This window comes from Desulfotomaculum sp. 1211_IL3151, from assembly GCF_036763075.1.
Classification (GTDB): Bacteria; Bacillota; Desulfotomaculia; order Desulfotomaculales; family Desulfotomaculaceae; genus Desulfotomaculum.
The window spans coordinates 16,958-43,494 of sequence record NZ_JBAIYV010000025.1; the positions used below are offsets into that span (position 1 = coordinate 16,958).

29 protein-coding genes, 1 riboswitch and 1 other annotated feature are annotated in these 26,537 nt (G+C 44.5%); of the genes, 8 read left to right on the forward strand and 21 right to left on the reverse strand.

From position 1 onward, the window contains the following. Position 1: 1 nt before the first annotated feature. A riboswitch (cyclic di-AMP (ydaO/yuaA leader) is annotated at positions 2-127 on the reverse strand. A 192-nt stretch (positions 128-319) separates the two neighbouring features. The 6 genes from V6C11_RS04995 to V6C11_RS05020 form a co-directional block, all read right to left on the reverse strand. After that, positions 320-1,327, reverse strand: a complete 1,008-nt coding sequence (locus V6C11_RS04995; RefSeq protein ID WP_333529991.1) for a hypothetical protein — start codon at positions 1,325-1,327, stop codon at positions 320-322. Positions 1,328-1,394: 67 nt separating this feature from the next. Beyond that, positions 1,395-2,306, reverse strand: coding sequence for a sporulation peptidase YabG (yabG, locus tag V6C11_RS05000; RefSeq protein WP_333529992.1), 912 nt, complete (start codon positions 2,304-2,306; stop codon positions 1,395-1,397). Positions 2,307-2,507: 201 nt separating this feature from the next. After that, positions 2,508-2,978: a ribonuclease H-like YkuK family protein gene (locus V6C11_RS05005; RefSeq protein ID WP_333529993.1), complete on the reverse strand. Its 471-nt coding sequence runs from the start codon at positions 2,976-2,978 to the stop codon at positions 2,508-2,510. Between the two features lie 22 nt (positions 2,979-3,000). After that, complete coding sequence (gene rsmA, locus V6C11_RS05010; protein ID WP_333529994.1) at positions 3,001-3,879, reverse strand: 16S rRNA (adenine(1518)-N(6)/adenine(1519)-N(6))-dimethyltransferase RsmA; 879 nt, start codon at positions 3,877-3,879, stop codon at positions 3,001-3,003. Between the two features lie 216 nt (positions 3,880-4,095). Next, positions 4,096-5,028 carry a 3D domain-containing protein gene (locus tag V6C11_RS05015; RefSeq protein ID WP_333529995.1) on the reverse strand — a complete coding sequence of 311 codons (933 nt, stop codon included), beginning with the start codon at positions 5,026-5,028 and terminating at the stop codon, positions 4,096-4,098. A gap of 181 nt (positions 5,029-5,209) precedes the next feature. Continuing rightward, entirely contained in the window at positions 5,210-6,103 is an 894-nt protein-coding gene (locus tag V6C11_RS05020) for a 3D domain-containing protein (protein ID WP_333529997.1), read from the reverse strand. Positions 6,104-6,312: 209 nt separating this feature from the next. Here V6C11_RS05020 and V6C11_RS05025 point away from each other — a divergent pair, with 209 nt between their 5' ends. Further along, positions 6,313-7,362 (forward strand): hypothetical protein, encoded by a 1,050-nt coding sequence (locus tag V6C11_RS05025; protein WP_333529998.1) that lies wholly within the window; start codon positions 6,313-6,315, stop codon positions 7,360-7,362. Between the two features lie 83 nt (positions 7,363-7,445). On the opposite strand, the gene V6C11_RS05030 is transcribed toward V6C11_RS05025, so the two are convergent. Beyond that, positions 7,446-8,240 (reverse strand): TatD family hydrolase, encoded by a 795-nt coding sequence (locus V6C11_RS05030; RefSeq protein WP_333529999.1) that lies wholly within the window; start codon positions 8,238-8,240, stop codon positions 7,446-7,448. 239 nt (positions 8,241-8,479) lie between these two features. Continuing rightward, positions 8,480-10,024: a methionine--tRNA ligase gene (gene metG / locus V6C11_RS05035; RefSeq protein WP_442886031.1), complete on the reverse strand. Its 1,545-nt coding sequence runs from the start codon at positions 10,022-10,024 to the stop codon at positions 8,480-8,482. Between the two features lie 49 nt (positions 10,025-10,073). Then, positions 10,074-10,314: a binding site (T-box leader), on the reverse strand. Positions 10,315-10,495: 181 nt separating this feature from the next. Here metG and V6C11_RS05040 point away from each other — a divergent pair. Beyond that, positions 10,496-10,756, forward strand: coding sequence for an AbrB/MazE/SpoVT family DNA-binding domain-containing protein (locus tag V6C11_RS05040; RefSeq protein WP_333530001.1), 261 nt, complete (start codon positions 10,496-10,498; stop codon positions 10,754-10,756). 58 nt (positions 10,757-10,814) lie between these two features. Here V6C11_RS05040 and V6C11_RS05045 read toward each other — a convergent pair whose 3' ends face one another. The 7 genes from V6C11_RS05045 to V6C11_RS05075 all read right to left on the reverse strand — a co-directional run bounded on the left by V6C11_RS05045 (position 10,815) and on the right by V6C11_RS05075 (position 16,450). Then, positions 10,815-11,231, reverse strand: a complete 417-nt coding sequence (locus V6C11_RS05045; protein WP_333530002.1) for a hypothetical protein — start codon at positions 11,229-11,231, stop codon at positions 10,815-10,817. A 143-nt stretch (positions 11,232-11,374) separates the two neighbouring features. After that, positions 11,375-12,229: a 16S rRNA (cytidine(1402)-2'-O)-methyltransferase gene (rsmI, locus tag V6C11_RS05050; protein ID WP_333530003.1), complete on the reverse strand. Its 855-nt coding sequence runs from the start codon at positions 12,227-12,229 to the stop codon at positions 11,375-11,377. Then, positions 12,219-12,533, reverse strand: a complete 315-nt coding sequence (locus tag V6C11_RS05055) for an initiation-control protein YabA (protein WP_333530005.1) — start codon at positions 12,531-12,533, stop codon at positions 12,219-12,221. The genes rsmI and V6C11_RS05055 overlap by 11 nt, the downstream gene beginning before the upstream one ends. Beyond that, positions 12,508-13,356, reverse strand: coding sequence for a PSP1 domain-containing protein (locus V6C11_RS05060; protein WP_333530006.1), 849 nt, complete (start codon positions 13,354-13,356; stop codon positions 12,508-12,510). The genes V6C11_RS05055 and V6C11_RS05060 overlap by 26 nt, the downstream gene beginning before the upstream one ends. Then, positions 13,346-14,353, reverse strand: a complete 1,008-nt coding sequence (holB, locus tag V6C11_RS05065) for a DNA polymerase III subunit delta' (RefSeq protein ID WP_333530007.1) — start codon at positions 14,351-14,353, stop codon at positions 13,346-13,348. Before holB ends, V6C11_RS05060 begins: the two co-directional genes overlap by 11 nt. Continuing rightward, on the reverse strand, positions 14,346-14,969 hold the full coding sequence (gene tmk / locus V6C11_RS05070; RefSeq protein ID WP_333530008.1) for a dTMP kinase: 624 nt from the start codon (positions 14,967-14,969) through the stop codon (positions 14,346-14,348). Before tmk ends, holB begins: the two co-directional genes overlap by 8 nt. A gap of 32 nt (positions 14,970-15,001) precedes the next feature. Beyond that, positions 15,002-16,450, reverse strand: a complete 1,449-nt coding sequence (locus V6C11_RS05075) for an aminotransferase class I/II-fold pyridoxal phosphate-dependent enzyme (RefSeq protein WP_333530009.1) — start codon at positions 16,448-16,450, stop codon at positions 15,002-15,004. A 187-nt stretch (positions 16,451-16,637) separates the two neighbouring features. Between V6C11_RS05075 and V6C11_RS05080 the strand changes: the two genes are divergently transcribed. After that, complete coding sequence (locus V6C11_RS05080) at positions 16,638-16,907, forward strand: hypothetical protein (RefSeq protein WP_333530010.1); 270 nt, start codon at positions 16,638-16,640, stop codon at positions 16,905-16,907. Here V6C11_RS05080 and V6C11_RS05085 read toward each other — a convergent pair. Further along, positions 16,862-17,050: a sigma factor G inhibitor Gin gene (locus V6C11_RS05085; RefSeq protein WP_333530011.1), complete on the reverse strand. Its 189-nt coding sequence runs from the start codon at positions 17,048-17,050 to the stop codon at positions 16,862-16,864. The two genes, V6C11_RS05080 and V6C11_RS05085, sit on opposite strands and share 46 nt — an antisense overlap. Before the next feature lie 431 nt (positions 17,051-17,481). On the opposite strand from V6C11_RS05085, the gene V6C11_RS05090 reads away from it, so the two are divergent. The 5 genes from V6C11_RS05090 to V6C11_RS05110 are packed head-to-tail and all read left to right on the forward strand — an operon-like array spanning position 17,482 to position 22,809. Further along, positions 17,482-19,104, forward strand: a complete 1,623-nt coding sequence (locus V6C11_RS05090; RefSeq protein WP_333530012.1) for a spore germination protein — start codon at positions 17,482-17,484, stop codon at positions 19,102-19,104. A 12-nt stretch (positions 19,105-19,116) separates the two neighbouring features. Continuing rightward, a complete protein-coding gene (locus V6C11_RS05095) occupies positions 19,117-20,307 on the forward strand; it encodes a Ger(x)C family spore germination protein (RefSeq protein ID WP_333530013.1) in 1,191 nt (396 codons plus the stop codon). Between the two features lie 16 nt (positions 20,308-20,323). Next, positions 20,324-20,569: a hypothetical protein gene (locus V6C11_RS05100; protein WP_333530015.1), complete on the forward strand. Its 246-nt coding sequence runs from the start codon at positions 20,324-20,326 to the stop codon at positions 20,567-20,569. 16 nt (positions 20,570-20,585) lie between these two features. Continuing rightward, on the forward strand, positions 20,586-21,665 hold the full coding sequence (locus V6C11_RS05105; protein WP_333530016.1) for a GerAB/ArcD/ProY family transporter: 1,080 nt from the start codon (positions 20,586-20,588) through the stop codon (positions 21,663-21,665). A 46-nt stretch (positions 21,666-21,711) separates the two neighbouring features. Further along, positions 21,712-22,809, forward strand: a complete 1,098-nt coding sequence (locus V6C11_RS05110; protein ID WP_333530017.1) for a GerAB/ArcD/ProY family transporter — start codon at positions 21,712-21,714, stop codon at positions 22,807-22,809. 145 nt (positions 22,810-22,954) lie between these two features. Here the strand turns inward: V6C11_RS05110 and V6C11_RS05115 are convergent, their stop codons facing one another. The 5 genes from V6C11_RS05115 to V6C11_RS05135 all read right to left on the reverse strand — a co-directional run bounded on the left by V6C11_RS05115 (position 22,955) and on the right by V6C11_RS05135 (position 26,440). After that, on the reverse strand, positions 22,955-23,200 hold the full coding sequence (locus tag V6C11_RS05115) for a 4Fe-4S dicluster domain-containing protein (RefSeq protein WP_333530018.1): 246 nt from the start codon (positions 23,198-23,200) through the stop codon (positions 22,955-22,957). An 11-nt stretch (positions 23,201-23,211) separates the two neighbouring features. Next, the gene (locus tag V6C11_RS05120; RefSeq protein WP_333530019.1) at positions 23,212-23,775 is read right to left on the reverse strand and encodes a 2-oxoacid:acceptor oxidoreductase family protein; all 564 of its coding nucleotides are present in this window, start codon (positions 23,773-23,775) and stop codon (positions 23,212-23,214) included. Beyond that, positions 23,768-24,541 carry a thiamine pyrophosphate-dependent enzyme gene (locus tag V6C11_RS05125; protein ID WP_333530020.1) on the reverse strand — a complete coding sequence of 258 codons (774 nt, stop codon included), beginning with the start codon at positions 24,539-24,541 and terminating at the stop codon, positions 23,768-23,770. Before V6C11_RS05125 ends, V6C11_RS05120 begins: the two co-directional genes overlap by 8 nt. 31 nt (positions 24,542-24,572) lie before the next feature. Next, complete coding sequence (locus V6C11_RS05130) at positions 24,573-25,658, reverse strand: transketolase C-terminal domain-containing protein (protein ID WP_333530022.1); 1,086 nt, start codon at positions 25,656-25,658, stop codon at positions 24,573-24,575. 71 nt (positions 25,659-25,729) lie between these two features. After that, the gene (locus V6C11_RS05135) at positions 25,730-26,440 is read right to left on the reverse strand and encodes a hypothetical protein (RefSeq protein ID WP_333530023.1); all 711 of its coding nucleotides are present in this window, start codon (positions 26,438-26,440) and stop codon (positions 25,730-25,732) included. Positions 26,441-26,537: the final 97 nt, after the last annotated feature.

Genomic DNA, 26,537 nt, shown 5'->3' on the forward strand with positions numbered 1-26,537 from the left:
TTTCTCCTTTCCTTTTTGCCTCCGGAGTTAGCTGACGGGTTCGGGCAAGGAAATCCCTACCTTTAAAAGGATTCACCCCATAAACGGTTCCTCCGTACCCACTAAAGGGATTCGGCATCTGTAACTGGCGCTTTGCCTGTCCTAAATATACATAAATTAACCTAAATTGACAAAACCCGTAATAGCTGTTAATAATTTATTTAGTTGGTTAAAACAGGTGCACAAACAATTTTATGTAAAATAACACACTCTCCCGTGCGTATACCATATTTTTACACGGAACAAAAGCCCCGCTCTTATCGTCACGGGGCTTTCTTTCCTAGAACTCTACGTTTAGTTTATCCAAGACCACTTGAATATGATTGAAAACGGTCACCCTATCGGATCCGGCAAACAGTAAGCCAACTGCCCTATTGCCCTCTGTAAGGACTAAGGAACCACTATCTCCACCCTGGGATTTCATATCACAAATTACCTGATTGGAGAAATACGCATTACTATTGTCATCCATTTTTACTTGCATGGTGGTGCCTATGGCAGTAACTACTCCGGAGGTAATGCCCGTTGTTCTACCACTTTTAACGACCCTCATGCCGGGTTTTGCCTCTACAATCCCCTGCACTTTACCAATACCAAGTATCTCATCGGTAATCAGCTCGGGCTTGAGGGGCCGGGCAACAGCACAATCCACATGGTTTACTGCCCCTTCCCTTTTAAAGAATTTCAAATCATAATTGGGTCTAATCGTATGAACCAGCATGTTGGCAATCCTTGCTGCCCCGTTGGCTATGGGGCAGGTAGCAGGGGCCTCTCCCTTTTGGATAGGAATATACCTTAATAGTATTGCAATGCGGTCGTCCTTGGTGCCGCCATCATACTCACCTGGCTGCAATATAAGGTCTCCTGGGGCAGACCGACCGTCTTTCCCATCGGTGGCATTGGCTAAAATGTGGTTATTTGAAAGAATAAGTGGCTCTCCCGTGGTACGATCGCGTACCATTGCCCCAAAGGTGCCAGCCGTTACCCGATAGTGTCCCAAACTAAATCCGGGTTGGGCGGGTCTGACATGTTTTTTTCTATCATCAGACAAAAAACGAATTTCACCAACTTCCACAACATCTGTTTCTAAACCATTAATCCTAAAGGGTACCTGTTCCTCCCTGCTTAAGCTTTCAGAACGTTCCTTTTTGGAGACAAAGATGATAATTGCCTTTTGCTCGGTTCTTTGCATGCCCACATGTTTATAGCCGACACCTACGCCTACAACATTTTTAATTCCAAGCAAACGCCATTTGGCTTTCTCCACAGTTTTCAAAAAATTTAACATAAAGGAAATCCCTCCTAAAATGTCCTAGATCATCATATGCTGGACTTTAGGAAGGGGTACTATGGTTTTAATATTCCGTTCTGGGTATACCTAAGCGATGTTTTCCTCTGGTTTCCACACCACCAATACCTTCAAAACCGGTAATGGTACTTTTAATAATTTCCCTTAAGGCAATGGGATCTTGAATGGAAGTATAGGCTATTTTTTCAACCACAAACACAGGATCATAGGCATGAATTAATACCCTTTTGGGGGAACTTGCAAAATTGGCACCGGCACTTAATACTACCTCATAGCAAGACTGGCAGGCACCGGCAAATATCACTAAATCATCCCGACTTTTTTCAAAGGTACGGGCAATTTTAACTGCTTCGACAAAGTATTTTGAGTTGTGGTAATTATTTACATTGCTTAAATCCTTGGCACCCTTTTTAATGCCGTCATGCCCGGTAAGTACTAAAATATCTGGGTAATGTTTTTCAAGAAGAGCCAGCACCCTTTTGGGTTGCTCCTCTTCATCAATAGCATACCCGAAGGCTGGTATAGAAAGGTTACGATAGGTGGTCATACATAAGTCTAAATAATCCTTATCTCCGTCCAGGTGGAGTACTGTACCGGGCACATCAAAACCCTCAATGTCACTGTCGTCTCCTTTTTCTGGTTGAGCAGTGCGGGTCATACATATTCCATCGGCACATCTTTTAAGTCGATCTTTTCGTTCATCCATGCGCCTTTTCATAACCCGTCCCATAACTTCTTCGTTTTTCCTTAAGGTCTGGGTCCAATATTTGGAAATGTCTTTTACATCTACTTTAATTAAGTCATCTACTAACGAACTAGCAAACAGTCGTATATCCAATCCCTTAAGGACTGCGTAATCTTTACCATCTTGCCCCTGGTAAACGCTGTTAACCTTAAAGAAAATATCATTGCCATAGGATTTACGGGCAACAATATCACCTTCTTTAATCTTTGGCACGGCCTTACCCCCTTTCTACATCATCTTATGTTGGGGGTAATAGGGTTGTTACACATCTACCAGCCGCTAACTGTGGGGTCTTTGTTAATGCATGTCACGGATTTACGACCCTTCGATGGGCCTGCACAAAAACCCATTTCCCAGGGCCAATACCAGTCCCTGGGAAATGGCCTAACAGTCCAAAAGACTGACGGCGGATGGCTATTTCGTATACCTATCCGCCACGCAGGAAGCGGCAAAGGAATCTGGTTTGATCTTGGCCGCAAAGCCGCTACCCGTTACCATTCCCACCACTTCCCGAATCAAATCCTTTGTTTCGCCCTGGGTTCCCACATCAATATGTATTTCGACAGCTAAATGTTCAAGCCCATCTTCAAGTAGGAAGTTTGTTATCTTTGCTCCCAATTCAAGGCTCCGGGTTGTTTCATAATAAATTTTTTGACGTAGGCTTTTTATTTTACTTTGTATGCTTTTATGGTAGTAATATCTGGCGCCCTTCCCTTTACGATGAACAATAACCGCAGTTACAAAACAAGTTTCATGACGAGTCTGCGAATCCGTTCCTACCACAATTTTATAAGAGGAGCAGGGAAGGTTCTTAATATAACTTAAGATATCCCCCATCATCTCACGGAAGCTCAATTTACCTTTGGAAGGGCTAGTAAAGTCCATATATTCCTCCACTGGCTACTACTTAATCGATGGCGCAAAAGGTATTTGCTAATAACGCAAAATCTTGAATCGTCAGTGTCTCTCCCCTTCTGGAGGGTTCTATTTCTATTTCACTTAGTATTTTGAGCCACGTTTCCTTATCCGCCAACCCTGATCCAGTCAGTGAATTTAGCAGGGTTTTTCTTCTTTGGCCAAAGGCTGCACGAACAATCTTAAAAAACATTTCCTCACTTTGCAGACTCACGGGCGGGACTTTTCTTCTGGTTAACCGGATAACCGCAGATTCAACTTCCGGTGCTGGGTAAAATACGGTCTTAGGAACTTTAGCAACGATCTCGGGTACGGTATAATACTGCACAGCTACACTAAGGCTTCCATAATCCTTACCCCCTGGAGAAGCTTGCAAACGGTCCGCCACTTCCTTCTGCATCATAACAACCATTCGGTTCAAATTAAAACCACTGGTAAGCAAATGCATCAATAGGGGTGTCGTAATATAATAGGGGAGATTCGCCACCAAATTAAAACTTTTGGCATTGGGTCCAAAGGCACCGGCCGTGTATTCTGAGGCAATTTGGTCAAAATTTACCTTTAATGCATCCGCATGAACAACTTGGATGTTATCAAAGTCCGCCAAAGTCTCCTGCAGTATCGGCAATAGGGTTTGGTCAATCTCCACGGCAATGACCTTCCCCGCTGAGCGAGCCAAACGCCTGGTTAATACCCCAAGTCCAGGCCCAATTTCAAACACTAGATCCTCTGGGGCTAAATCCGCAGCATTGACTATTTTATCAATAATGTTAGCGTCCATGAGAAAATTTTGTCCTAAAGCCTTCCTTACCCTAAAGCCATGAGACTTAATAATTTCTTTAACCACGGATGGTGATGTTAATTCTCGCAAGGTACATTTCCTTCCTCTGTTTAGTCTATAGCTATTATACCCGTTATTTGGCAATCACAATAGGCTGTTAACTTAGTCATCCGCCATCAGCCAATTACGGTTGACACAAGAACTGCCCTAAAGTCCAAAAAGCTGAAGGCTAAAAAGGTCTCTCCAGCAAATGTGAGAGACCCCTTACTCCTTCTACAAAAGTTATCCTATAACAAAAACCATTTGCTACTCCAAAACATACACCCTCGTATTCCGCTTCCCCCAAGCAAGGGCTTCATTTTCTGATTCATAAAATAGGTCAATGCGATTTCCTTTGATCGCTCCTCCCGTGTCTCGGGCAATGGCTTTGCCATAGCCCTCCACGTATAATCTAGTTCCCAGGGGAATAACTGCCGGGTCAACTGCCGCTATCCCAGAACTGGGTGGTATACCTGAAGCCGTATTTTTACCAGTGTAGGTATACCCTGTTGCTAACATTTCCACTGCCCTGTTAAAACGAAGATCCTGACCACCACGGTTAACCATACTTAAAGTCCCGTATTGGGTCATACTATTTATAGGCCAGGCAATGACTTCTTTCGATTCGCAGTTTCTGGCCACCTCTATACCATTTTCATATCGAACAGCCCAAATCTCCCTTTGCAGACCTTCTTTTCCTTCCTTTACCTTTTTAACAATTCCCCGGTCCATTTGAGGGTTAGCAAGGCGTTCAGCCTGAAAGGGTATGGCCCGGTTATTATATTCTTTTTTAACATCTACACGGATTACCTCTATGTAAATGTTTTTTTCTAATTTCGTAGTTAATGCTGGTAGAACGATATCCTCCGGCTTTAATTGAATACCCTGTTCTTTCAATAACTCCTTAACATCCCTACTGCTTGTACGAACAACCTCGCTTTTACCAGCTACTTGAAGATGTACCGGTATCCCCCCGGTTACCAACTCATTTACAAAACCTTTTACCTCAACCATCATTTTAGGTATGGTTATTTTTTCTGACCATAGGGCAAAACCTAAAACCACCAAAGTCATGACAATTAAAACGGAAATACCGATCAACGCTGCTTTAGCAGCCTTTTTACTTGATTGTTTTGCTTCCAGCCCCGCTAATGTGGGACGTGGCGTTTGGGTAGGCCATTCCACTGGGCACCAATTCATAGAATCCCTCCCTTAGTGGTGCCAACCGGAACCAGAGCTCCTGGCTGACCCCTAAGTCTTATTAGGAATCTTTATTCTCCCAGTGAATGATACTTACCTCCTCAAAAATTTTTACATATTCCACGGTCTAACAACAGATAATCGCATTTTTTTAGAAAAGTGTACCCTCCGGTTTAGGCTATTATTCTACTAGATGCACTTTAATCGTACACCTACCCCAATGAATGGCTTGATCGTAGCTGTTAAAAAAAACGTCGATCCGATTGCCTTTAATGTCGCTACCTGTATCCGCAGCAACGGCATAACCGTAGTTTTCGACATATAATTTTGTTCCCAGGGGAATTACCGTGGGGTCAACTGCCACAATGCCCTCAGAGGGATAAATGCCCGTTGCCGTGCGGTTTCCCGTATGGGTGTATGCCGTGGAAACAACCGTTATTGTTTTGTTATCCTCTAGCGGCATGGAATTACTAAGGTTTCTGACGGCTCCCCCTGCCACGGATCTGGAGGTTCCACGTGAAACCATAACTTGTGGTCCATAAGCAACCAACTGTGGTTCTGGTTTTTTGACAACTTCTGTTCTTAATTGCTCCCTTTTTACTTCTTTACCATCCTGGTAGGTTATTTGAATATACTCCCGGCTCAGTCCACATCGGCCTTGTTTTATTACCCTTTGTTCCCCCGCCGGAAGGTTATAGTCCGGTTTTTTGACCACTTTATACTGGATAAGCTCCTGGTTTGTTATTTCCTCTGTATCAACCCTGGTTACATGTATAGATGCCCCATCCTTAACGGTTGAGTTTAAGGGTACCTCAACAATATCAGCTCTTCTTAAAGTTACATGTGCTTTTTGCAATGCATCCGCTACAGTTCCCCGAAACTGTATGACGGGAATCTCTTGTTGATCCACAATAATTAGCAGGTGTTTGGCACAGCAGAAGCAATAAACCATAAAGGCTATCCCAATAATGAGTACCCCTAAGAGGAGCCGACAGGCTTCATCTTGCCATAGCTTCTTATTTATTATCCCGATAACGATACCCCCTTTAAACATTTTAGTGCCCTTAGAAATCAATATATTCCTCCGGGACCTAAAATATGTCAGTTAAAGGGAGTGTTTGGTAATTTATTCCATTCCGTTGGAAATATCCTAAACAAAAGACGGATGGCTTTTTTTCAAGGGGACACGCCCGTTTAGTCCATTTCACGAATATACTATATCAGCGGTCATGCTTGCCTATATATACCAAGCCCGGCCATAGAAATAGAAAGGAGGTTTTGATTATGCCAAACGGCACTATCTGTCAACTGGTTAAATTGCCAGTGGTAATCGGTGACATCGTGACATCTGTGACGGTAGATAATGTTACCTGTCTGGATGAACAGGCTAAAAAGATCGATCATATCGATGTGGTTGTTCGTGACTTAGAGGGTGAACCGATTTTTGGCGGTACCCCACCTGCCCATGCCAATAACCCAGAAAATTTCTACCCAGGTTATCACCCAGCCAATTGCAACAGCCCAAAGGCCACTTTCCATGTAGGTGAAGCCGTATGTGGGCCCAGAGAGCTAAAGGGTATTCGCATTCATGGCACTATTCACAAGCAAATCTATTATGTAGATAAACACGATGATGTGCGTCATTTGGGTGAGGATATATCTTTTACTAAAGTGATCGATGTTAGACCTGCCCTGATTGTTATGAACCCCAATAATATAGAAATTGATTTTCGCAATGTGGATCTCCAAGTAGACTTTGATCTGCATAAATCAAACCGCATTCAGCAAATTGCCACTATTTCTTTAGTCATTAAAGTGGTTGAGGAAACCCAACTGTTTATTTCTATTTTCCCCGATGGTTGCGACACCGCAACCCTGGGTATTCAAGATTCCTTTGAAGATTTTACCGGAAATATCCCCACTAATTGGCAGGGTGAAAATGTCGCACCAAACCCCAATGGCAGAACTGGTCAAGCGGTGGAATTAGGTTTTTGCCCAACCAGGCCCGCCAGTCTGGTCAGAAGTGTTCCTGATGTTGTTGGCGGCCAATCCTATGAGCTAGCTTTCTGGGCCAGGTCTTTGCAAAAAATGATGAACCCCTGTGCCTTTACTCTGATGGCCCAGATCATGTACTTAGATGCTTCAGGCAACCCTATTAATTCCGTTAACCAAACAATCCGATCCCAGGATCTGAGTGATACCTATCAACCATTCCGTATTTCTGGTGTGGCACCGGAGGGTACAACATCCGCTATGCTTAGCTTTGTATTTACACCGGAATCATCGAATACCTGCGCTGCTCTCATCGACGATTTAACCTTTAGCCCTGTTTAATGAATCCTTAGCCCATGGTAGTTTACCAAACAACCATAACTAAGCAGGCCATGAGCCATGGCTCATGGCCTGCCGGCGGATGACTATGACCGGTAGCTATTTCCCTTGGTTATTATAGGCAGATTAAACAATTGAATGGTATTTTCCGCCGCCTGTAGGGACAACTCGCTGGCACTCATGTTTCTTAGCTCTGCCACATGATCTACGGTGTGTTGAACATAGGTTGGTTCATTGCGCTTACCCCGGTGAGGTACCGGTGTTAGATAAGGGCAATCTGTTTCCACTAATAAGCGATCCAAGGGGGTCTTAACCGCTATATCCTTTAGTTTTCCGGCGTTGGCAAAGGTTACCGGACCAGCCAGAGAAATAAATAAGCCAAGTTTCATGCATTCCTGGGCAATCTCCCAACTGGCACTGAAACAATGCATGACTCCCCCCGCAGGGTATGGTGCTTCCTCTCGTAATATCTGCATAATATCCCCGTGAGCATCACGGTCATGAATAATAAAGGGTTTTTTTAATTCCTTTGCCAAGAGTAGTTGCCCTCGAAAAACCCTTTGTTGGATATCCCTGGGGGATAAGTCGTAATAATAATCCAGCCCCATTTCCCCAATGGCCACCACCCTGGGGTGCTCTGCCATTTCTCTAAGCTGTTCCAGATAGTTTTCCGGAGCTTCCTTGGCATCATGGGGATGAATACCCACCGCTGCAAAAATAAAAGGATAGGTCTCGGCCAATTTAATCGATCGTTTAGAAGATGCAAGATCATATCCCACATTAATTACCGCCGTTAACTTCTCCTCGCACCGGGCAATCACCTGGTCCAAATCCTCCTGAAAACGCGGGTTGTCAAGATGAGCGTGGGAATCTATGAGCATTTCGTTAACCTCCTTTTCAGCCCTCAGCCACTTGTCGGGTCCATCATAATTCCTGTCAAATCGTGAATTACCAATTACGCCTGCCTTTACTGGATAGGCTCCACAAAAGCCCCTGCCGACCCCTAAGAAATACCCCAAAGTCCGAAGGGCTGACGGCCAATGGCTAATAGTTAAAAATTACCATGGGAAGTGTTATTGATAACCAACAACACCACCCATGGTAGTAACATAACCCAGTCCTATTCCAGTGTCTTCAAATCAATCCGGGGAAACAGCACTTCCCCGCGTTTGACGGTGGTTGCCGCAGGGAGTTTACCCCAACGTAGGCTCTCCCAGGTATGAAGTTCTGGTTTATCCTCAATGCCTAATTGGGGCCAAACACGGGCTGGTAGGTTTGGCATAAAGGGAGTAACCATAACCGTGGCAAAGCGCATAATTTCGGCCACATTATATAATACCGTATTTAATCTTTCGTTCTGACCATTCTTAGCCAAGGTCCAGGGAGCTGTTTCCTCAAGGTACTTGTTAGCCCTGCCGACCATCTGCCAGATGGCCGCTAAGGCGTTGGATAGCTCACTTTTCTCCATGTATTCTTCTACCATTTTGGGTGTAGCTGCGGCCAAATCAATCAGTTCAGCATCTGGCCCCTCAGGGGTGCCGGGCATCGAAAGTACACCCTGTTGGTATTTTTCCATCATCGTAGCAGATCGGGATAATAGGTTACCATAATCATTGGCTAAATCTGTATTCATGCGTTTTACCATGGCTTCCTCCGAGTATAAACCATCGGAGCCGAAGGGAAGTTCCCTTAGGAGGAAATAGCGCACCGCATCAACCCCATATTTATCAATTAACAGGTGGGGATCCACTACATTTCCCTTGGATTTAGACATCTTTCCACTATCCAGCAACAGCCAGCCATGCCCAATAACTTTCTTTGGCAGGGGTAAATCCAAGGCCATTAACATCATGGGCCAAATAATGGTGTGGAACCGCACAATGTCCTTCCCTACCAGGTGAATATCAGCGGGCCAAAATTTTTGGTAAAGGCTATCATTTTCCGTATGATAGCCAAGGGCAGAAATGTAATTTGTTAGGGCATCCACCCAAACATAGACCACGTGTTTGGGATCAAAGGGTACTTGAATGCCCCAGTCAAAGGTCGTTCTGGAGACACAAAGATCCTCCAAACCTTGCTTCACAAAACTAACCATTTCGTTACGACGGGATACTGGTTGAATAAAATCTGGGTTTTCTTCGATGAACTTTAACCAGCGTTCGGCATACTTTGATTGACGGAAGAAATAGCTTTCCTCCCTAACCTTTTCTACTTCCCTTTGGCAATCGGGACACTTACCCTCGGCCAACTGGTATTCAGTAAAGAATGTTTCGCAGGGGGTACAGTACCACCCTTCATATTCAGATTTATAGATGTCCCCTTGTTCATAAAGTTGTTGGAAAAACTTTTGCACCACCTTGCGGTGACGTTCGTCGGTGGTACGGATAAAGTCATCATAACTTACATCCAGCCTTTGCCACAGCCTTTTAAAACCGTCCACAATATGATCCACATATTCCTTTGGGGTTTGGTCTTTGGCTTTGGCAGCTCGTTCAATTTTTTGCCCGTGTTCATCCGAACCGGTTAAAAACCATACATCGTAGCCAGTTAGCCTCTTATAGCGAGCCATGGCATCTGCTGCAACCGTGGTATAGGCATGACCGATATGCAGATTATCGCTGGGGTAATATATGGGTGTGGTAATGTAGAAATTGCCCATTTTCATAAACATCCCTTCTTATATTATAATTAGAAAATAAAAAACCTCGCTCCCTTACAGGGGCGAGGTTATTACCCGCGGTACCACCCTAATTCACTGTCATCTAAGATGACAGCCTCCGTTGTGCACATGCACCATAAGCATTAACGTTGCTTCTCCGGCTGGCCCTAATAGGCTATCCATTCGAACCAGCAGCTCCAAGGCCATGTTCAATCGCTCTTACCCTGCGGGCTTTCACCTTACCCCGCTCTCTTTAAGGGCAGCCTCAATTTACTCATCCCTATCATTGCTTTTATATTATACAACGATTTTATAAAACAAATTTTCACATGTCAAGTTTTCCCCAAAACTTTAAATTTTATACCATAAAATTACAAAAATAAAAGTAAAATATTGACTATTTCGGTTAGTACTGGTATGATTAGTTGTAGTAAAATCTGGTATCGTGTCGATTGCATAATAGGGAGGGATAGCGGAATGAAATCCACAGGTATTGTTCGTAAAGTGGACGAGCTAGGCAGGGTGGTTATTCCCATCGAATTGCGCCGTACACTGGGCATAGACGAAAAAGACGCCCTGGAAATTTATGTGGATAACGAGAAAATTATTTTACGCAAATACGAACCCGCTTGTGTATTCTGCGGTAATGCTTCGGATGTTACCCATTACAAAGGAAAAATGGTATGTCACGAGTGTATTGTCGCCATGGGAGAAAGCGTTAATAAAGAAGTTGTATAACATCCAATAAAAACGAGAGGCCGATGCAGCCTCTCGTTTTTATTGGATGTTATGAATTCTACATATCCTTTATTCTAAACACTTCTTTTTCTAGGGCCTTTATCTTTTTATCATAATAACAACTGTCAACTATGTCTTTATGCTTAATATCTTTTATATCTTTATTAATTTCTTGGAGTGCAACCTCCAACTGGTTAAACCTTCTCTCATTCTCCTGTTCCATATTATCCAATCGGTTATCAATGCCGCCCAGCCTACTATCTATGGCATCTAATCGATTATCCATTTGCTCTAACTGATTATCTACAGCATCCAGTCGGTTGTCTATTTGATCTAACCGATTATCTACAGCATCCAGTCGGTTATCTATTTGATCTAACCGATTATCTACAGCATTTAGTCGATTATCTATTTGATCTAACTTGCAGTCCATATTGCCAATTTTATTTAGGATTAATTTTAAAACTTCTTCCATCAAACCCACCCCTTGGGCTTATTATAAATTAACCCCTGAATAATTGCCAGAATATTTTTTCTTATCCATTATTTGGTGTTAACAGGTAAAAAAGCTCACGGCTAAGGACGGATGGCTAACAGCTAGACCCCCAAGAAATACCCTTAAGCCTTATGCACCACTGCATATACTTCCCTCTTGGGTAGACCTCGCAGCTTTGCCACCTGTTTAATCGCCTCTTTCTTATCATAGCCCTGCTGCAGCAGTGATTCTATATGCTCGGCAAGGGAAATTTCAGCCCATTGATTTGTCACCTCTCCACCGAGCTCTTCCTTTGCCGCCCCACCCACAATTAAACAAACCTCCCCACGGGGGTGGTTGTTATCATAGTGTACCAGCAACTGGGAAAGCAGCCCCCTTTTAAATTCCTCATGAACCTTTGTCAGTTCCCTTGCCACCACACCGGGACGGTCTCCCAGTTCCTGCAGCATATCCTTAAGGGTATCTGTTAGACGATGGGGTGATTCATAAAAAATCATGGTTCTCTGTTCGGATTTTAGGGCCTGCAGCTGTTTACGCCTTGTTTTTCGCTGATTGGAAAGGAAGCCCTCGAAGACAAATTTATTTGTAGGAAGACCGGAGGCAACCAATGCTGCAATTCCCGCTGAGGCCCCCGGCAGTGGCACCACGATAATTTCCTGTTCCAAGGCCAACCTCACCAAATCTGCCCCTGGGTCAGAAATGCCGGGCATGCCAGCATCTGAAACCAGGGCAATATTTTCACCCTGTTTTAATCGCATAATGAGTTGTTCTTCTTTTCCTTCGCTGCTATGGGAGTGATAGCTCAACAAGGGCGTGTGGATGTCAAAATGACTTAGGAGCTTCCGGGTATGGCGGGTATCCTCAGCCGCGATACAGTCCACCTCTTTGAGAATCCGCAATGCCCTCAGGGTGATATCCTCTAAATTACCAATGGGGGTTGCACAAAGATATAACGTTCCCGTTGTTTTATGTTCCATTCTGTGCATCTCCCCGGTTCATCAATGCATAACAAAAGATGCACTCTCCCTCACGGCCTTTACCAAAATACATATTGCAAATGTGAAAACCTTTATCATACAAATCCCAAAGATTCCTCGCCCCGGGTTTTTTCTGAGCATTAGCACCCTGTCCGTCTTCCAGATAGAGGCCTGCTACTTCCCGTCTTAACCGGGCGTTTTCATCTTCTAGTTCCTTCACCTCTTGTTTTAAGCGATCCACTTCGTCACATATTTGACGAAGGGACTGTTCCAGTCGATTAATCCTGCCGGGCAGGGCAGCCACAGTTGCATTCACCTCGGCCTTTTTTTATTTTCAAATCACTTAAAGGATATTCTCGAATGACCTTGCTTTCCTGTAATTCCACACTTACCGTCTTTCTAAAAATATTTACCGCAATAATCTTCCCTTCACCATCTGGGGCTAACACTTGGGTACCTATCTCAGGGTAATCTGCCTTGGCCTCTTCGTAAACATCATTTTCGTATTTTAAGCAGCACATCAGGCGACCACAGATGCCAGAAATCTTGGTGGGATTTAATGATAGGTTTTGTTCCTTGGCCATCCGAATGGATACCGGGGCAAAATCCGCCAGCCAGGAGGCACAACATAGTTCACGTCCACAACACCCCAAACCACCTACCATTTTAGCCTCATCACGGACGCCAATTTGGCGTAACTCGATGCGCGTACGGAAAACAGCGGCTAAGTCCTTTACCAACTCCCGAAAATCAATTCTACCGTCCGCGGTAAAGTAAAAAATTATTTTATTACCATCGAAGGTCTGTTCCACACTTATTAATTTCATGGGCAATTGATGCAGGGCTATCTTTTCTAAAGCAACTTCGTAAGCCTTCTGTTCTTTTTCCCTGTTTGCTGCTACCTGGTGGTCATCCTCCGGTGTAGCCTTGTGCAAAACTTGTTTTAAAGGTGCCACAACCTCTTCATCCGCCACATCCCTTGGGGCAACCACAACCTCTCCATACTCGATGCCCCTGGTGGTCTCCACCACGACATGTTCTCCCTTATTCAAGGAAATATCTACTGGATCAAAATAATATACTTTACCTGCTTTTTTAAAGCGTACTCCAACCACCCTAACTGACATAGTCATTTCCTCCATCGGAGTGTATTTTCAACAGCATTACCTCCAGGGTCATACGTGTATTGGCATTGGCCAGTATTTTTTCCTTGGCCAATTTTATTTCCTCAATTATTTGCACTAATTTCCCCGGCATATAACAATTGGCCTGGGACAAAAGATCATCCATTTTATCTTGATTATTAAGAACCTTTCTCTGACCTGTATAATGATAAACCAATAAATCCCGAAACCAAAAAAGCATAATCTCCAAGCATTCTACTGCTTCATTCCGATCCGTAGCTAATTCCTCGGCCGCCTGCAGGGCTTGATATTGACCCATTTGAGGCAGTCTCCTTAGCCACCCTAGGGCTTTGGCCCTTCGTGGCCATTGTTCCTCTCCCCCTGTAAGCTTCAGGGCACGGCCTAAACTTCCCCCTGCCAGAGGGGCCACTGCCTGGGCCTGTTCTACCGCTATCTTACCAAGGGTAACTAGCCCTTTACTAACTTCCTGATTACTCAAGGGACGAAATTGTAGTTGTTGACAGCGTGAAAGAATGGTCGGCAGTAAACCATAGGGTTGATCGCTCAGGAGAATAAAAACGGTTTGACTGCCCGGCTCTTCCAAGGTTTTTAAAAAACAGTTGGCTGCCTCCTGAGTCATGGCCTCCGCTTTCTCAATTATAAATACATGCCGGGGGGCTTGAAAGGGCTTATACTGCACCTGCCTTTGCAGTTCCCTTATTTGCTCAATTTTCAGGGTTGCCCCGGATGGCTCCAACAAATGTAAATCCGGGTGATTGCCGCTATCAATCTGGCGGCAGGCCCGGCAATTGCCACAGGCTTCCTCTTTATCTGGGACCTCACACAGCAATAACCGGGCAAAGCCCTGGGCAACGGTGTATTTGCCAATCCCAGCCGGCCCCATAAACAAATAGGCATGGGCCACACGTTCCCTTTGCACTGAATTTTTTAACATCCTAACAATTTGTTGGTGGCCTATTATACTACTCAAACTAGACATTGAGCAACCCACCTATACGGGTACAAATAATATGATGAATTTGCTCCATTTCCTGTCGTGCATCCACCACCAAATAAGCCTCTGGTTTGCGCTTGGCTAATTCCAGGTAACCCTCACGTACTTTATGATAAAAATTTAGGGATTGGCTCTCCAACCTATCGGCGGCCCGCTCCCTACGTGACCTGGCCAGTCCCTCCTCCGGGGCTAAATCAAGCAATACCGTTAAATTAGGCGCCAGGCCCCCACTGGCCAATTTATTAATACTCCTTAAAAAGTCTAAATCCATCCCCCTACCGTAGCCTTGATAGGCCAGGGTGGAATCGATATATCGATCACACAGAACCACGATGCCCTGCTTAAGTGTAGGTCGCATCACCTGAGCAACCAACTGGGCCCTCGCCGCAGCATACAACAAAGCTTCGGTGCGGTCCATTAGTTCTGGATAATTTGGATCTAGGAGCAGTTCACGTATTTTTTCCCCCACAGGAGTGCCCCCTGGTTCTCTGGTAACCAGGGTCTTTATTCCTTTTTGGTTAAGATATTTATTTAATAGGTTTAGCTGTGTGCTTTTACCTGAACCATCTACTCCCTCACATACAATAAATATTGAGCACACCTCCTGCTACCATTTTAACCGAAAGTAGATAACTAGATTAATATCTTCAAAGTCATTAAAGTTGGATCCTCAGGCCCCTGAATTTTATAGCCTTGTGCCCTAATCTCTAGTAAGTACGCTAAAACTGAGGCAGTAATTTTTTCACCGGGGCCAACTACCGGTATACCCGGTGGATAAACAGCCACTGTTTCACCGCTGATCTGCCCCAAGCACTGCTCCAAAGAAGTTCTTTGACCCAGTCTCTGCCAGGCTTCCCTGGGACTTAATACCACCTCCGGTGCCGGCATAACCACCGTTTGGGGAATTGCCCGGGGCTTCCCTGACGGAAGTACGGCAATTTTACCAATCCCCTCCACTAAGCGGTGGCAATCTTCCAAGCGGGAACCCACTGAAAGGATTGCCACAATACTGGCATAATCGGCCATCTCCACAATAACGCCATATCTTTCAGCAAGAAGTTCCGCCGTCTGATAGCCAGTAAGACCAAGCTCCAGTAAGGAAATGGTTAAGCGGGTAGGATCCAAATACATGGCACCGGGCAGCCCAAGCTCTTCAACACTTAACAAGCGAACCCCCGGTATACCTAGTAGTTTTTCTCTGCACCAATGGGACAGTTCCAGGGTATGACTAAGTAAGTCTTTGCCCTGCTGGGCCATTTGCCGTCTGGCCAAATCCAGGGAAGCCATTAATATATAAGAAGGACTGGTGCTTTGCAACATACGTAAAGCCTCCGCTACCAAGCCTGCTTCTATTTGCTCCCCCTTAAGATGAAGCAGCGATGACTGAGTTAGGGAGCCCCCTGTTTTATGAGTACTCTGTACGACAGCATCCGCCCCACTGCGGAGGGCATCCGGAGGGAACTCAGGATGAAATCTTAGGTGGGACCCGTGGGCCTCATCCACCAACAACGGAACACCGGCCATTTTACAAATCTTAGCAACCCCGGCAATATCACCAACTATACCATAATAAGTGGGGCTAACACCGATTACTGCTTTAACGTCCCTATGTTTTTGCAATAAATCCCGAATCTGAACTGGCTCTGGACCAACCAAACAGCCAAATCCCGGCAACACAGCCGGTTGATAGTAAATTGGCTCGGCCCCGGCTAAAACCAGACCTGATAATACGGAACGGTGGGCATTTCTGGGGATAATAATTTTACCCCCCTGTTTACAAAGAGACATAATCAGTGCAATTATGCCGCAACTTGTCCCATTAATTAAGAAATAGCTTTTATCTGCACCATATAGGTCCGCGGCCAATGCCTGAGCCTTGGCAATCACGTCCCCTGGATTGTGTAAATCATCTAGCCCCGGTATTTCTGTCAAATCCATTTGAAAAATGCCTCGGCCGGCTATGGTCTTAAATTCACTTGCTATCGCCTGCCCTCCATTATGGCCGGGTATATGCAGCTGCACAGACCTAGAGTTGACCTGTTTTTTTATTGCCTGCCAAAGAGGTGCATCCTTTTGATTCATAAACCACATACCTTTTAAAATTTCTTAACAATTCATTTTATCACATACAAATTTTATCTTCTATTTTAGTTTCTATTTAAATTACCATTTGTTTAATCTTATAGCTCGGCCAAGGCTGGGAAAAATAAAGATAATATCTTCTGGTGAAATTATATATCTTGGCACAAGCCATGGAAAGGAGACAATTATGCGGCAACAAATGTCCCCGCAGATTGACGAAAAGGCTCTGTCAAAGAAATACCGCACCAGTGTCAGTAAGTTGATCCGACTATGGAAAGTTGGTCAAAGTGATGTAGAAATTGCCACAGGTACCGGGATTGATCTTTTTACCCTGCGTGAAATAAAAAATGATATTGAATTAGCCTACCGAAAATACCGCTTAGAAAAAAAGAAAGAAGCCCTTGCTAAAAGTCAGGCCTCCTTAAAGCACCAAATTTTCTTAAGACCTCTTTTATAGGCATCGTAATTAGGATCATCCCAACTAAGGTTAGTAATCTCCTTTTCGCAATTGGTACAGATGCACCTTCCTAAAATTACAATGCCAAAATTGCTTGCTTCAATTTGAGTTTGGCACAATATACATTTTGGTGTATCTTTCATCACTAACCTCCTGCCCCTCTTTTAATCCTAGTTTAACCAAATTTTTCTATCCGAATAATAACTTTGTATTATCATTGTTCGGATAGTGCCGACCAGCAGCATAGAATTCTCTCTGATCGTGTACAAAGAAGTATTCTCTTAATCTATCGTATGCTCCTACAAAAAATTGGTGTGTTTGTAGAAAAAAATGGAGTTGCCATGAAGAGTGTCGCAAAACTGCTTTTGAGCAGTAAGCGACACTTCTCTTTTTAGTCAAACTGCAGCAAATTGCAGGGAACGACACGGGGGTCGTTCTCTGCATTGAATACATCCATCCCTTTGTGCGCCAACCCTTTTTGTGTTCTCTTTTAGAGGTTTTTTCTTTTTTTACATGATTTTTGTTTTAATGGAAAATACTATTCCATATCTACCAAATGCTAGGGGAGACGCAAATGGGTTGGCTAAAAAAATTTAAGTATTTTATTTCCTCAAAGAATGGAAATTTTAACCTGCCAAGAGAAAATAAAATACTGGATTTGAGTAACGTTTATACCAACGACGAACTAAGTAATATACCCGTTTCATCCTCTTTAAAGCAAAATGTGGCTTTTATGAATACCCTTTTGGCCAAAAATGGTGACTTTGTAGAAAGGCCTTTTCCGCTAGGTCAAGAACCGGCTTTACAAGTGGTATTAATTTACATGGATGGTATGATTAACAAGGATGAATTGGATCGGGGTGTTATGCAACCCTTACTAGAATCCAGCCGGAAAGAAAAAACCGGCCCCGAACTGTTAAAATTACTCAATCATGGCGGACTTATTACCAGGGCAGAAATGAGACAGGTTAGCAATTTCGCTGGAGTTATCAACGGGGTTCTTACCGGAAACATCGTATTATTTGTGGCCAATTGCCCTAAAGCCTTTATTGTAGAATGCAAGGGCTATAAGATGCGTTCCATCCCTGAACCAGTGGTTGAAAATGCAGTGAGGGGCCCTCGGGAAGCTTTCATTGAAACCCTTTCCGTCAATATCAGTCTGCTGCGTAAGCGGCTGATTACACCCAATTTAGTTGTAGAAACTACAACGGTTGGCAAAATAAGCAGTACAAACATAGCCATTGTATATTTAAAAGGTATCGTATCAGAGGATTTAGTGCAAGAAGTACAAAAAAGAATAAATAATATTGACATTGATATTGTTCTGGAAAGCAGCAACATCGAACAACTTATTCAAGATCAACCCTACTCACCTTTCCCTCAGGTAATCGTCACGGAAAGACCTGACAAAGTCATTGGCAGTCTGGCAGAGGGTCGGGTGGCCATTTTTACTGACAATACCCCCTTGGCACTAATCGTACCCGGGGAATTTATGAGTTTATTCCAATCAGCGGAGGACTATTATTACACATTTTACTTCCCTACCCTTCTCCGCTGGCTAAGGTACTTTACCTTTTTTATGGCACTGGTATTACCGGCCTTATATATTGCCATCACTAATTTTCATCAGGAGATGATTCCCACCACATTATTTATTGGTATTGCCGCAGCAAGGCAAGGGGTTCCCTTTCCTGCCTATTTTGAGGCCTTGCTGATGGAGATTGCCTTTGAAACCCTCCGGGAAGCGGGTATCCGTCTGCCAGCCCCGGTGGGGCAGGCGGTGAGTATTGTCGGTGCCCTGATTATTGGCCAGGCAGCGGTACAAGCCAATATTGTTTCACCCTTGATGGTCATCGTGGTTGCCTTTACCGGCATCGCCACCATGACCTTACCCCAGTTCAGCCTGGGTATTTCTGTACGCATGCTGCGTTTTCCTTTAATGATTAGCGCAGCCTTTCTTGGTCTTTTTGGAGTCATCATCGGACTATTGGCCATTCTGCTCCATCTATGCTCCCTCAGGAGTTTTGGTGTAGCCTATCTAAGTCCTTTGGCCCCCTTTAACCTTCAAGGGCTAATGGACACCCTGATCGTGGCCCCCCACTGGAGTAGAAGACTTCGTCCGGCCACACTGGTGCAAAATAACAGAATAGCCATGGGTACCAATCAAAAACCAAAACCACCAGATAACTCACAATAACGGGGTGGCATTTTGCGGAAAAGATTAATGTTGATTTTATCTCTCCTACTTATCGTTAGTTGCACAGGTTGCTGGGATTTACGGGAAGCGGAAGAAACCGGCATTGTTTTGGGGATGGGGTTGGATCGTAATAAGGAGGGCAACATTGTAGTAATTGCCCAAACAGTTGTCCCCCAGGCACCCGGTGTCGCCGGAAGCGGGGGAGCAGGGGAGCAGAAGACCTTTCATAACTGGTACAGCAACGGCAAAACCATCTTTGATGCTGTGCGTAATTTAACGCTGGCGTCCCCCAATACCCCCTTCTGGTCCCATAATAAGGTCTACATAATATCAGAGAACCTGGCCCGGCAAGGCCTTATGGATGTGATCGATTTTCTAGAACGGGACCCAGAATTTAAACAAAGTGCTTGGATCTTAATTGCCCAAGAAAACCTACAGGAGATCATGCAGTCTAGCGGCAACATGGGCCAAGCTCCGGCCCAGATACTAAATGATATCATCCAAAGAAGAGATCGCAATTCCAAATATGCCATTTCTAACCTTGGTGAATTTATTCAACAACTTATCAGCAACGAAACCCAGGCCTATACAGCGGGGGTTACCTTTTACCAGGGTCTGATGAAAGAACAAGACACCGTAAGCATAACAGGTCAAGAAGCTAAGCGGGCCAAGGAATTACGGGTAATGAATACGGCAATTTTCAAAGGAGACAAGCTGGTGGGTTGGTTTAACCTTGAAGAGAGCAGAGGCCTTTTATGGATTCAAAACAAAGTAGAACAAGGCTTAATTGTTCTGGAAATGCTACACCATAACATGAGTTTTGAGATTCTTAAAAGCAACAGCAAGCTAGAAGCCTTGATTAAAGAGGGACACTTAATCATGAAGGTACAAGTTAAGGTGGATGTCAATATTGGCGATATGACCCCTGGCAATAAATTGGATGAAAAACATATTAAAGAAGCAGAGGCTTTACTTGCCAATGAAATCAAAAAACAGGTCCTGTCAGCGGTATCCCGGGCACAAGGTCTAAATTCAGATGTGTTGGGTTTTGGCAAGGTCACCCACCGATCTTTCCCCAAATTATGGCAAGAAGAACTTTCCCAACAATGGTCCGAAATATTTAAGGATTTAGAGGTTGAGGTGGCCGTGGAAGCACACATCCGGGGCACAGGGTTAATCTCAAATCCATTGCAACCCAAATAATAAGCGAGGTGTTTTTATGTTTTTAACCTTAATTTTGGTGACCTTGGCCTATATAATCATTATTTTATTAGAAGTCCCTCGGCTGGTGGTACAAAAAAAATGGCGGGATTTAGCCGCCTTTTCTTTTTTGCTATTACCAGCCATGCTTTATAGTTATGGCATTACCTTGGACTTGAACCCGCCAAATCCCACGGATTTAATTATCAAGATATTTCATCCACTGTCCACGGGCCTGGGGCAGCTGCTTACCCCTGCTCAATAACTAAAGGGGGATTTCTTTGGATAAAGAGTATATTTCCGGCAAACAGTGTACATTCTTGCTAATTGGCTCTATCGTTGGCATTTCCCTAATGTTGGTTCCGTCCTTTGTCATTACTATCGCTAAACAGGATGCCTGGTTAGCCCCTTGGCTGGGTGCATTTCCCGGTCTGTTATTGATTGTCCTTTTAGTTTCCCTTAATAAGATGTACCCCGGCCAATCCCTGATACAATATAGCACCGCCATACTGGGATTGCCTGGATACTTCCTGGGTCTCATTATACTCTGGTTCCTTTTATTATTAGGCGCTCTCAATTTACGGGGTATTGTGGGGTTCGTTACGAACGTTATACTTTTTGAAACACCCCAACTGGTTATTTATTTTTTTACTACGCTTCTCTGTGCCTACGGTATCAAACTGGGTCTTGAGGTGATGGCCCGGGCATTTAATTTAATAATTTTTATCACCATCATCCTGACTCTTATTGTACAAGTATTTTCCATGTCCAATGCGGATTATAGCAATATATTACCGATTCTTAGTCATGGCCCATTACCGGTTATCCACAGCGGCTTAATTTTTACAGCCTTTCCGGTGGGAGAAGTGCTTATTATTTTTAGTATGATCATCTGCCAAGTCAAGCACAGCCAGGGGATGGTTGGAAAACTGTCCCTGGGGTTAATCTTTGCCCTATTCCTGTTGTTTTTAGTCATAACAAGGGCAATTATCCTTCTTGGACCGGACCGTGCTTCCGAAAATATCTACACCCTTGTGGCCGTCGCTAATACGATCCCTGGAACCAGTGTATTTTTACCCTTTTTTACTCTGAATTGGTTTGTCTTTTCCCTTTGCCAATTTATTTTTTGTTATTATGCCTTTGTTACCGGAGTTTCCCACTGGTTTAAGCTTTCTGACTACAGGCCACTGATTCTCCCTTCTGGTCCTCTTTTTATTGCACTTGGCATCTATATTTTTGATAACCCCGTACAGGCTGCCGCCTTTAGGTCCTCCATTTATCCGATCTATGCCCTACCGATTGTGTTTGGCATTCCTTTGCTGCTTTGGGTGGCGGCAGTAATTAAGCGTAAGCTGAGATGAAACAAGAATGATAAGGTCAAATAACTCTTAATACCAGGAGTTGACAATGGATAAGGAATATATATCCCCCCAACAATGCATGCTGTTGCTTGCTGGTTTTGGGGTTGGGACATCCGTACTATTAATACCGACCATCTTAATACAACACGCTCAACAGGCTGCTCTAATAAGCATAGCACTGGCATTTATTCCAGGTATCGTCTTAGTGTCGATGCTGTCATCCCTTAATAAATGGTATCCCGGTCAGTCCTTGGTGCAGTACAGTGTCTCCATTCTGGGTCTGCCGGGGAAACTGATCGGACTCCTTTTTATCTGGTATGCCCTCCATTCAAGTACTCTGGTATTGCGTGATATGGGTATCTTTATCAATATAACCATGCTTGCACAAACCCCTACGACAGTCATTTATTTATTAGTTGTTGGGGTAAGCGCCTTTGGCATCGTAATGGGCCTGGAAACCATTAGTAGATCTTTGGCTTTGTTGGTATTTTTAGCTTGTTTAATCAGCGGCTTGTTATTATTTTTTACCCTGCCCTACGGAGATTTTCAAAACATGCTGCCTATATTAGGAAATAATGATTGGAGCGGCATTGTGACAGCCTGTTTTATCCTGTCCTCCTTTCCTGTGGGAGAGTTTATACTTTTTGGTATGCTAATTTTTAATATTAAAGGTGCCAAGCAAGTTATTATTTCACTTATCCAGGGCCAAATTATTGCAGCCATTATCGGCATTACCGTTTTTATACAAGTAATAACTGTTTTAGGAGTAGCTCGGGCCTCCCATTCAATTATGGCTATTGTGTCTGTGCTAAATGCTATTCCCAGCAGCAATTTATTGTTAATTCCCTTTTCTCTAACTTGGTTTATCTTTACCATCGTAAAGTTTTTCATTTGCTATTATGCTTTTATCGTTGGCTTTGCCCATTGGACTGGTATAGATGATTACAGGCCCCTTGTCCTCCCTGGAGGTGCTTTGATTATAGGAATTACCATCGTCCTATTCGAGGGAGTCGGGGAGCATCAAAATTACAATCAACTCTATGGCCCGATATATTCTACTCCCATTGAATACGGCATACCATTACTACTATGGCTGGCGGCTGGGTTAAAAATATTGATCCCGGGCAGTGGCCGAAGGCCATGATCCGCCATCTGTGATGCATTTACATCCGCTCTCCTTTAGTCATACCCCAGCCAAAAGAGCGGATAGCTAAAAAAAGAGACACTCCCACCAAAATGGGCGTGTCTCTTTTACTTTATCTTCTTGAAGCTAGCTTAACAGCTGGCATTTACGCTTGTTTTTTCCTCTTATCCACACGGATAGCTGTATCGGGGCAAACCATCTGGCAGATGCCACAGGCAATGCATTCGTCACTGGACTCCACGGAGGGGGTACCATATACACCCAGCACCTTGGACCAGGAAATGCACTTCTTGGGGCACTTCTGGATGCACAGACCACAGCCCTTACACAGACCGGGGTAAAGGGTCCAGTCACCTTTGGTGAGTTCCAGGGTACGACCTTTGAATTCCATGATTTTCCCCCCTATTTCATCAGTTCCATGCCGCGATCGATGGCTGTAAAGTTCAACTCACGCAGCTTAGGATTCTGTTCAAATTTGTAACCCAGTTTCTTCTCAATGGCAGATTTGGCGGCTTCCACAGGGATAACGCCGGTGGCACCAATAACTGCACCCATGATCAAAATGTTAAATACCCTAGGATGTAGCTCGTTTTTAGAAATTTCTAAGGCGGGAATGGCTAATACCTTCTTAGCTTCTCCCTCCTTGGGCAGATCTTCTTCTACTCCCTCAATGCTGGTGTCATATACATAAACCGTATTGGCATCAACATATTGGTGGCAACGGCGCACAGCGCGATCACTCAGGGCAACTAAAATATCTGCCTTATCAAACTTAGGGGCACCAATGGCATTATCAGCAATTTGCAGATAGGCGATTGATACACCACCGCGCTGCTCTACACCAAAGTTGGGGATATAAAGGGCTTCACGACCCTCTGCGTTGGCAGCAGCAGCAAGAATTTCTGCCACAGATTGAACACCCTGGCCACCTTCACCGGCCAAGCAGATTTTTACAGCTTTAGCCATTCTGCTGAGCCTCCTTTTTAGCCTCAAAGGGGTTTTTCTTTTCCCCTACTTTGTAGTATTGAGGCATTTCTTTTTCAATAAAGGCCCAGGTCTTCTCCGCATTGGTGCGCCAGTTGGTGGGGCAGCCAGCCAAAGCTTCCACAAAGGAGAAACCGTTGCCTTCCATTTGGTTTTGCAGTGCTTTCTTAATGTAACCCTTTAACTGCCTCAGGTTAGAGGTGGTGCCACGGGCCACATAGGCACCGTCGCCAGTGATAGCAGCCAGCATTTCCGGACCTTGGGTTGGCATACCCGTTGCCTCGGGGTCACGACCGTAAGGAGCAGTTTCTACCTTTTGTCCAGGCATCGTACAGGGAGACATCTGACCACCGGTCATCGCATAAACGGTGTTGTTAGCCAGCAGTACCGTTACCTTCTCATTACGGGCAGCAGCATTGACAATACCGCCGATCCCAATGGCATAACCGCCACCGTCACCCATATAGGCGATGGTGATTAGGTCGGGGTTGGCACGCTTAATCCCAGTCATTACCGGTGTGGTACGACCATGGTGGGTTTGTACACTGTCACAGTTAAAGAAATCCCAGGACAGTAAGGAGCATCCGATATCACAACCAAATACTACTCTATCTTGAATACCCAGTTCATCAATGGCTTCGCCTAAGCACTTCAGTACCAGGCCGTGGCCGCAACCGGGGCAAAATTTATGGGGTTTCGTTTCTACACGCCAGCTTTTAGGCATGGCAGGTTGTGGAGACACAGACATGTTGGAACCTCCCTCCTTAGTTTCGAAAATCTTAGAGTACCTCTTTCGCTCTTGCCACGATTTGTTCTGTGGTGATACCTACACCGGGACGGAACATCGGTACAATTTCAGCAGTTGCACCATAAATGGCATCCTTAACCAGTTTCGCCAACTGACCTTGGGCTGATTCGGCAATTAATAGTTTTGGGGTTTTATTGGCCAGGGCTTTGAGTTCTTCCGCCGGGAAGGGACGGAGGGTTATGGGACGGAAAAATCCTACCTTGTAACCGGCATCCCGTAATTCTTTTACGGCATCACGTACACCACGGAAAACAACACCGTGAGCAACGATGACTAGATCGGCATCTTCTACATTCTCTTGAGCATATTCAACTACTTCTGGACTCATTTTTTCAAAATCGGCAAAGTGCTGTTGCAATACTTCATAGAGTTCTTCCTCGGTATTGTAGGTATTGCGGTAATGACCAGGATCACGGTCCACACCGGGAGTACCAGGTTTACCAACATATTTTTCAGAGGGTACCCTTTCGATGCCTCTTTCCGCAGGATCATACAGGGTTACGGATTCACGCAGTTTGGCTTGATAACCGTCGCCTAGCACGAAGGTGGGGAAGCGATATTTCCAGGCTGTATTAAAAGCTTTAATTGTATAGTCAAACAATTCTTGGTGGTTACTGGGGGAATATACAATACGCATTCCTTCGCCGTTACCACCCTGGGTTGTCAAAGTAACTTCTTGTTGGGAGTAAATAACGGTGGCAGTGGATGGGCCACCACGCTGCTGAACGATGGTTACGGTTGGGAGTCTCATCATTTCAGCCATGGAAAGTGGTTCCTGCATTAATGTGTTACCAGGTCCAGCGGTAGCTGTAAAGGCCTTGAGGCCAGCTAACACACCACCCACTGTGGTAAAACCGGCAGACAATTCGTCTTCGGTTTGCAGGAATTTGCGGCCATACTTGGGGATTTGACGGGTCCAGTAGTGCATAATTTCGTTCTGAGGGGTAATGGGATAGCCATACATAATATCGGCACCTGCGGCTAAACAAGCCCAGGCAACTACCTCGTTACCAGTCATAAACGCCCGCTTTTCTCCGGTAATGGGTTTTTCGGACATGAGAGATACCACACCTCCTGAATTAATTGAACTTATCTTACTAAAAAACATAGTATGATGGTCTGGTTGTCCTACCAGAAAGTTCGCGGCATATACCGCACCAGTGGACGCACAAAATTACCCATACCGTCCACAGGGCCGATTTTTTTCGCTACTTCCTGATCCGCGGTGGTAGCCACCACGGGGATTCCCAGAATTTTAGAAACTTCGCCAATGACCTGGGCTCCTTCTTGTACAACCTCTGCCGTTGTTTCATCGCCCAAGTGCGTGTTATTGATCAGACCATGCACAGGACCTAGCTCTTTTATGTAATCAATAATATCCTGTACCGTTGAGGTCATTGGTCTTTTGGTATTTAAGACCACATAAACTTGTAATTCCGGGGTTTGATCCACACCTTCCAACAGGTTGAGTGTCTTTGCTCCTTCAACACCATACCCGATATCCAGTATCACATCCCCTTCCCGATATAATGCCCATCTACTTTCAGGTTTAATAATATTTCCTGCTTCGCCTAGACCAATCGTATCTTTTGTTTCCCAGGCAACCACCGACAAGCCACTTTCTTCCAGCTCTTTTTTGATCGGCCTTAGCGTATAACATGGTTCCACAATATCGAGATCAATTAAATTAACCTTTCGACCGTCCCTGGCAATTTCCAATGCCCGGTTAACAGCCACTTCGCTTTTGCCACTGGCGTACTCGCCCACGTAAGCTTCAACAATTCTCGCTGAGATGGCAAATCCACCTCCATTCCTTGTTAATGGGCTTAGCTTACCCATTTCAGAAAATTCCTAATAGGTCCACAAATAACAAGAACCGGGATAATTCTTATCCCGATTACATATTTCAGTATAATCCCATGAAATTAATAAGTCA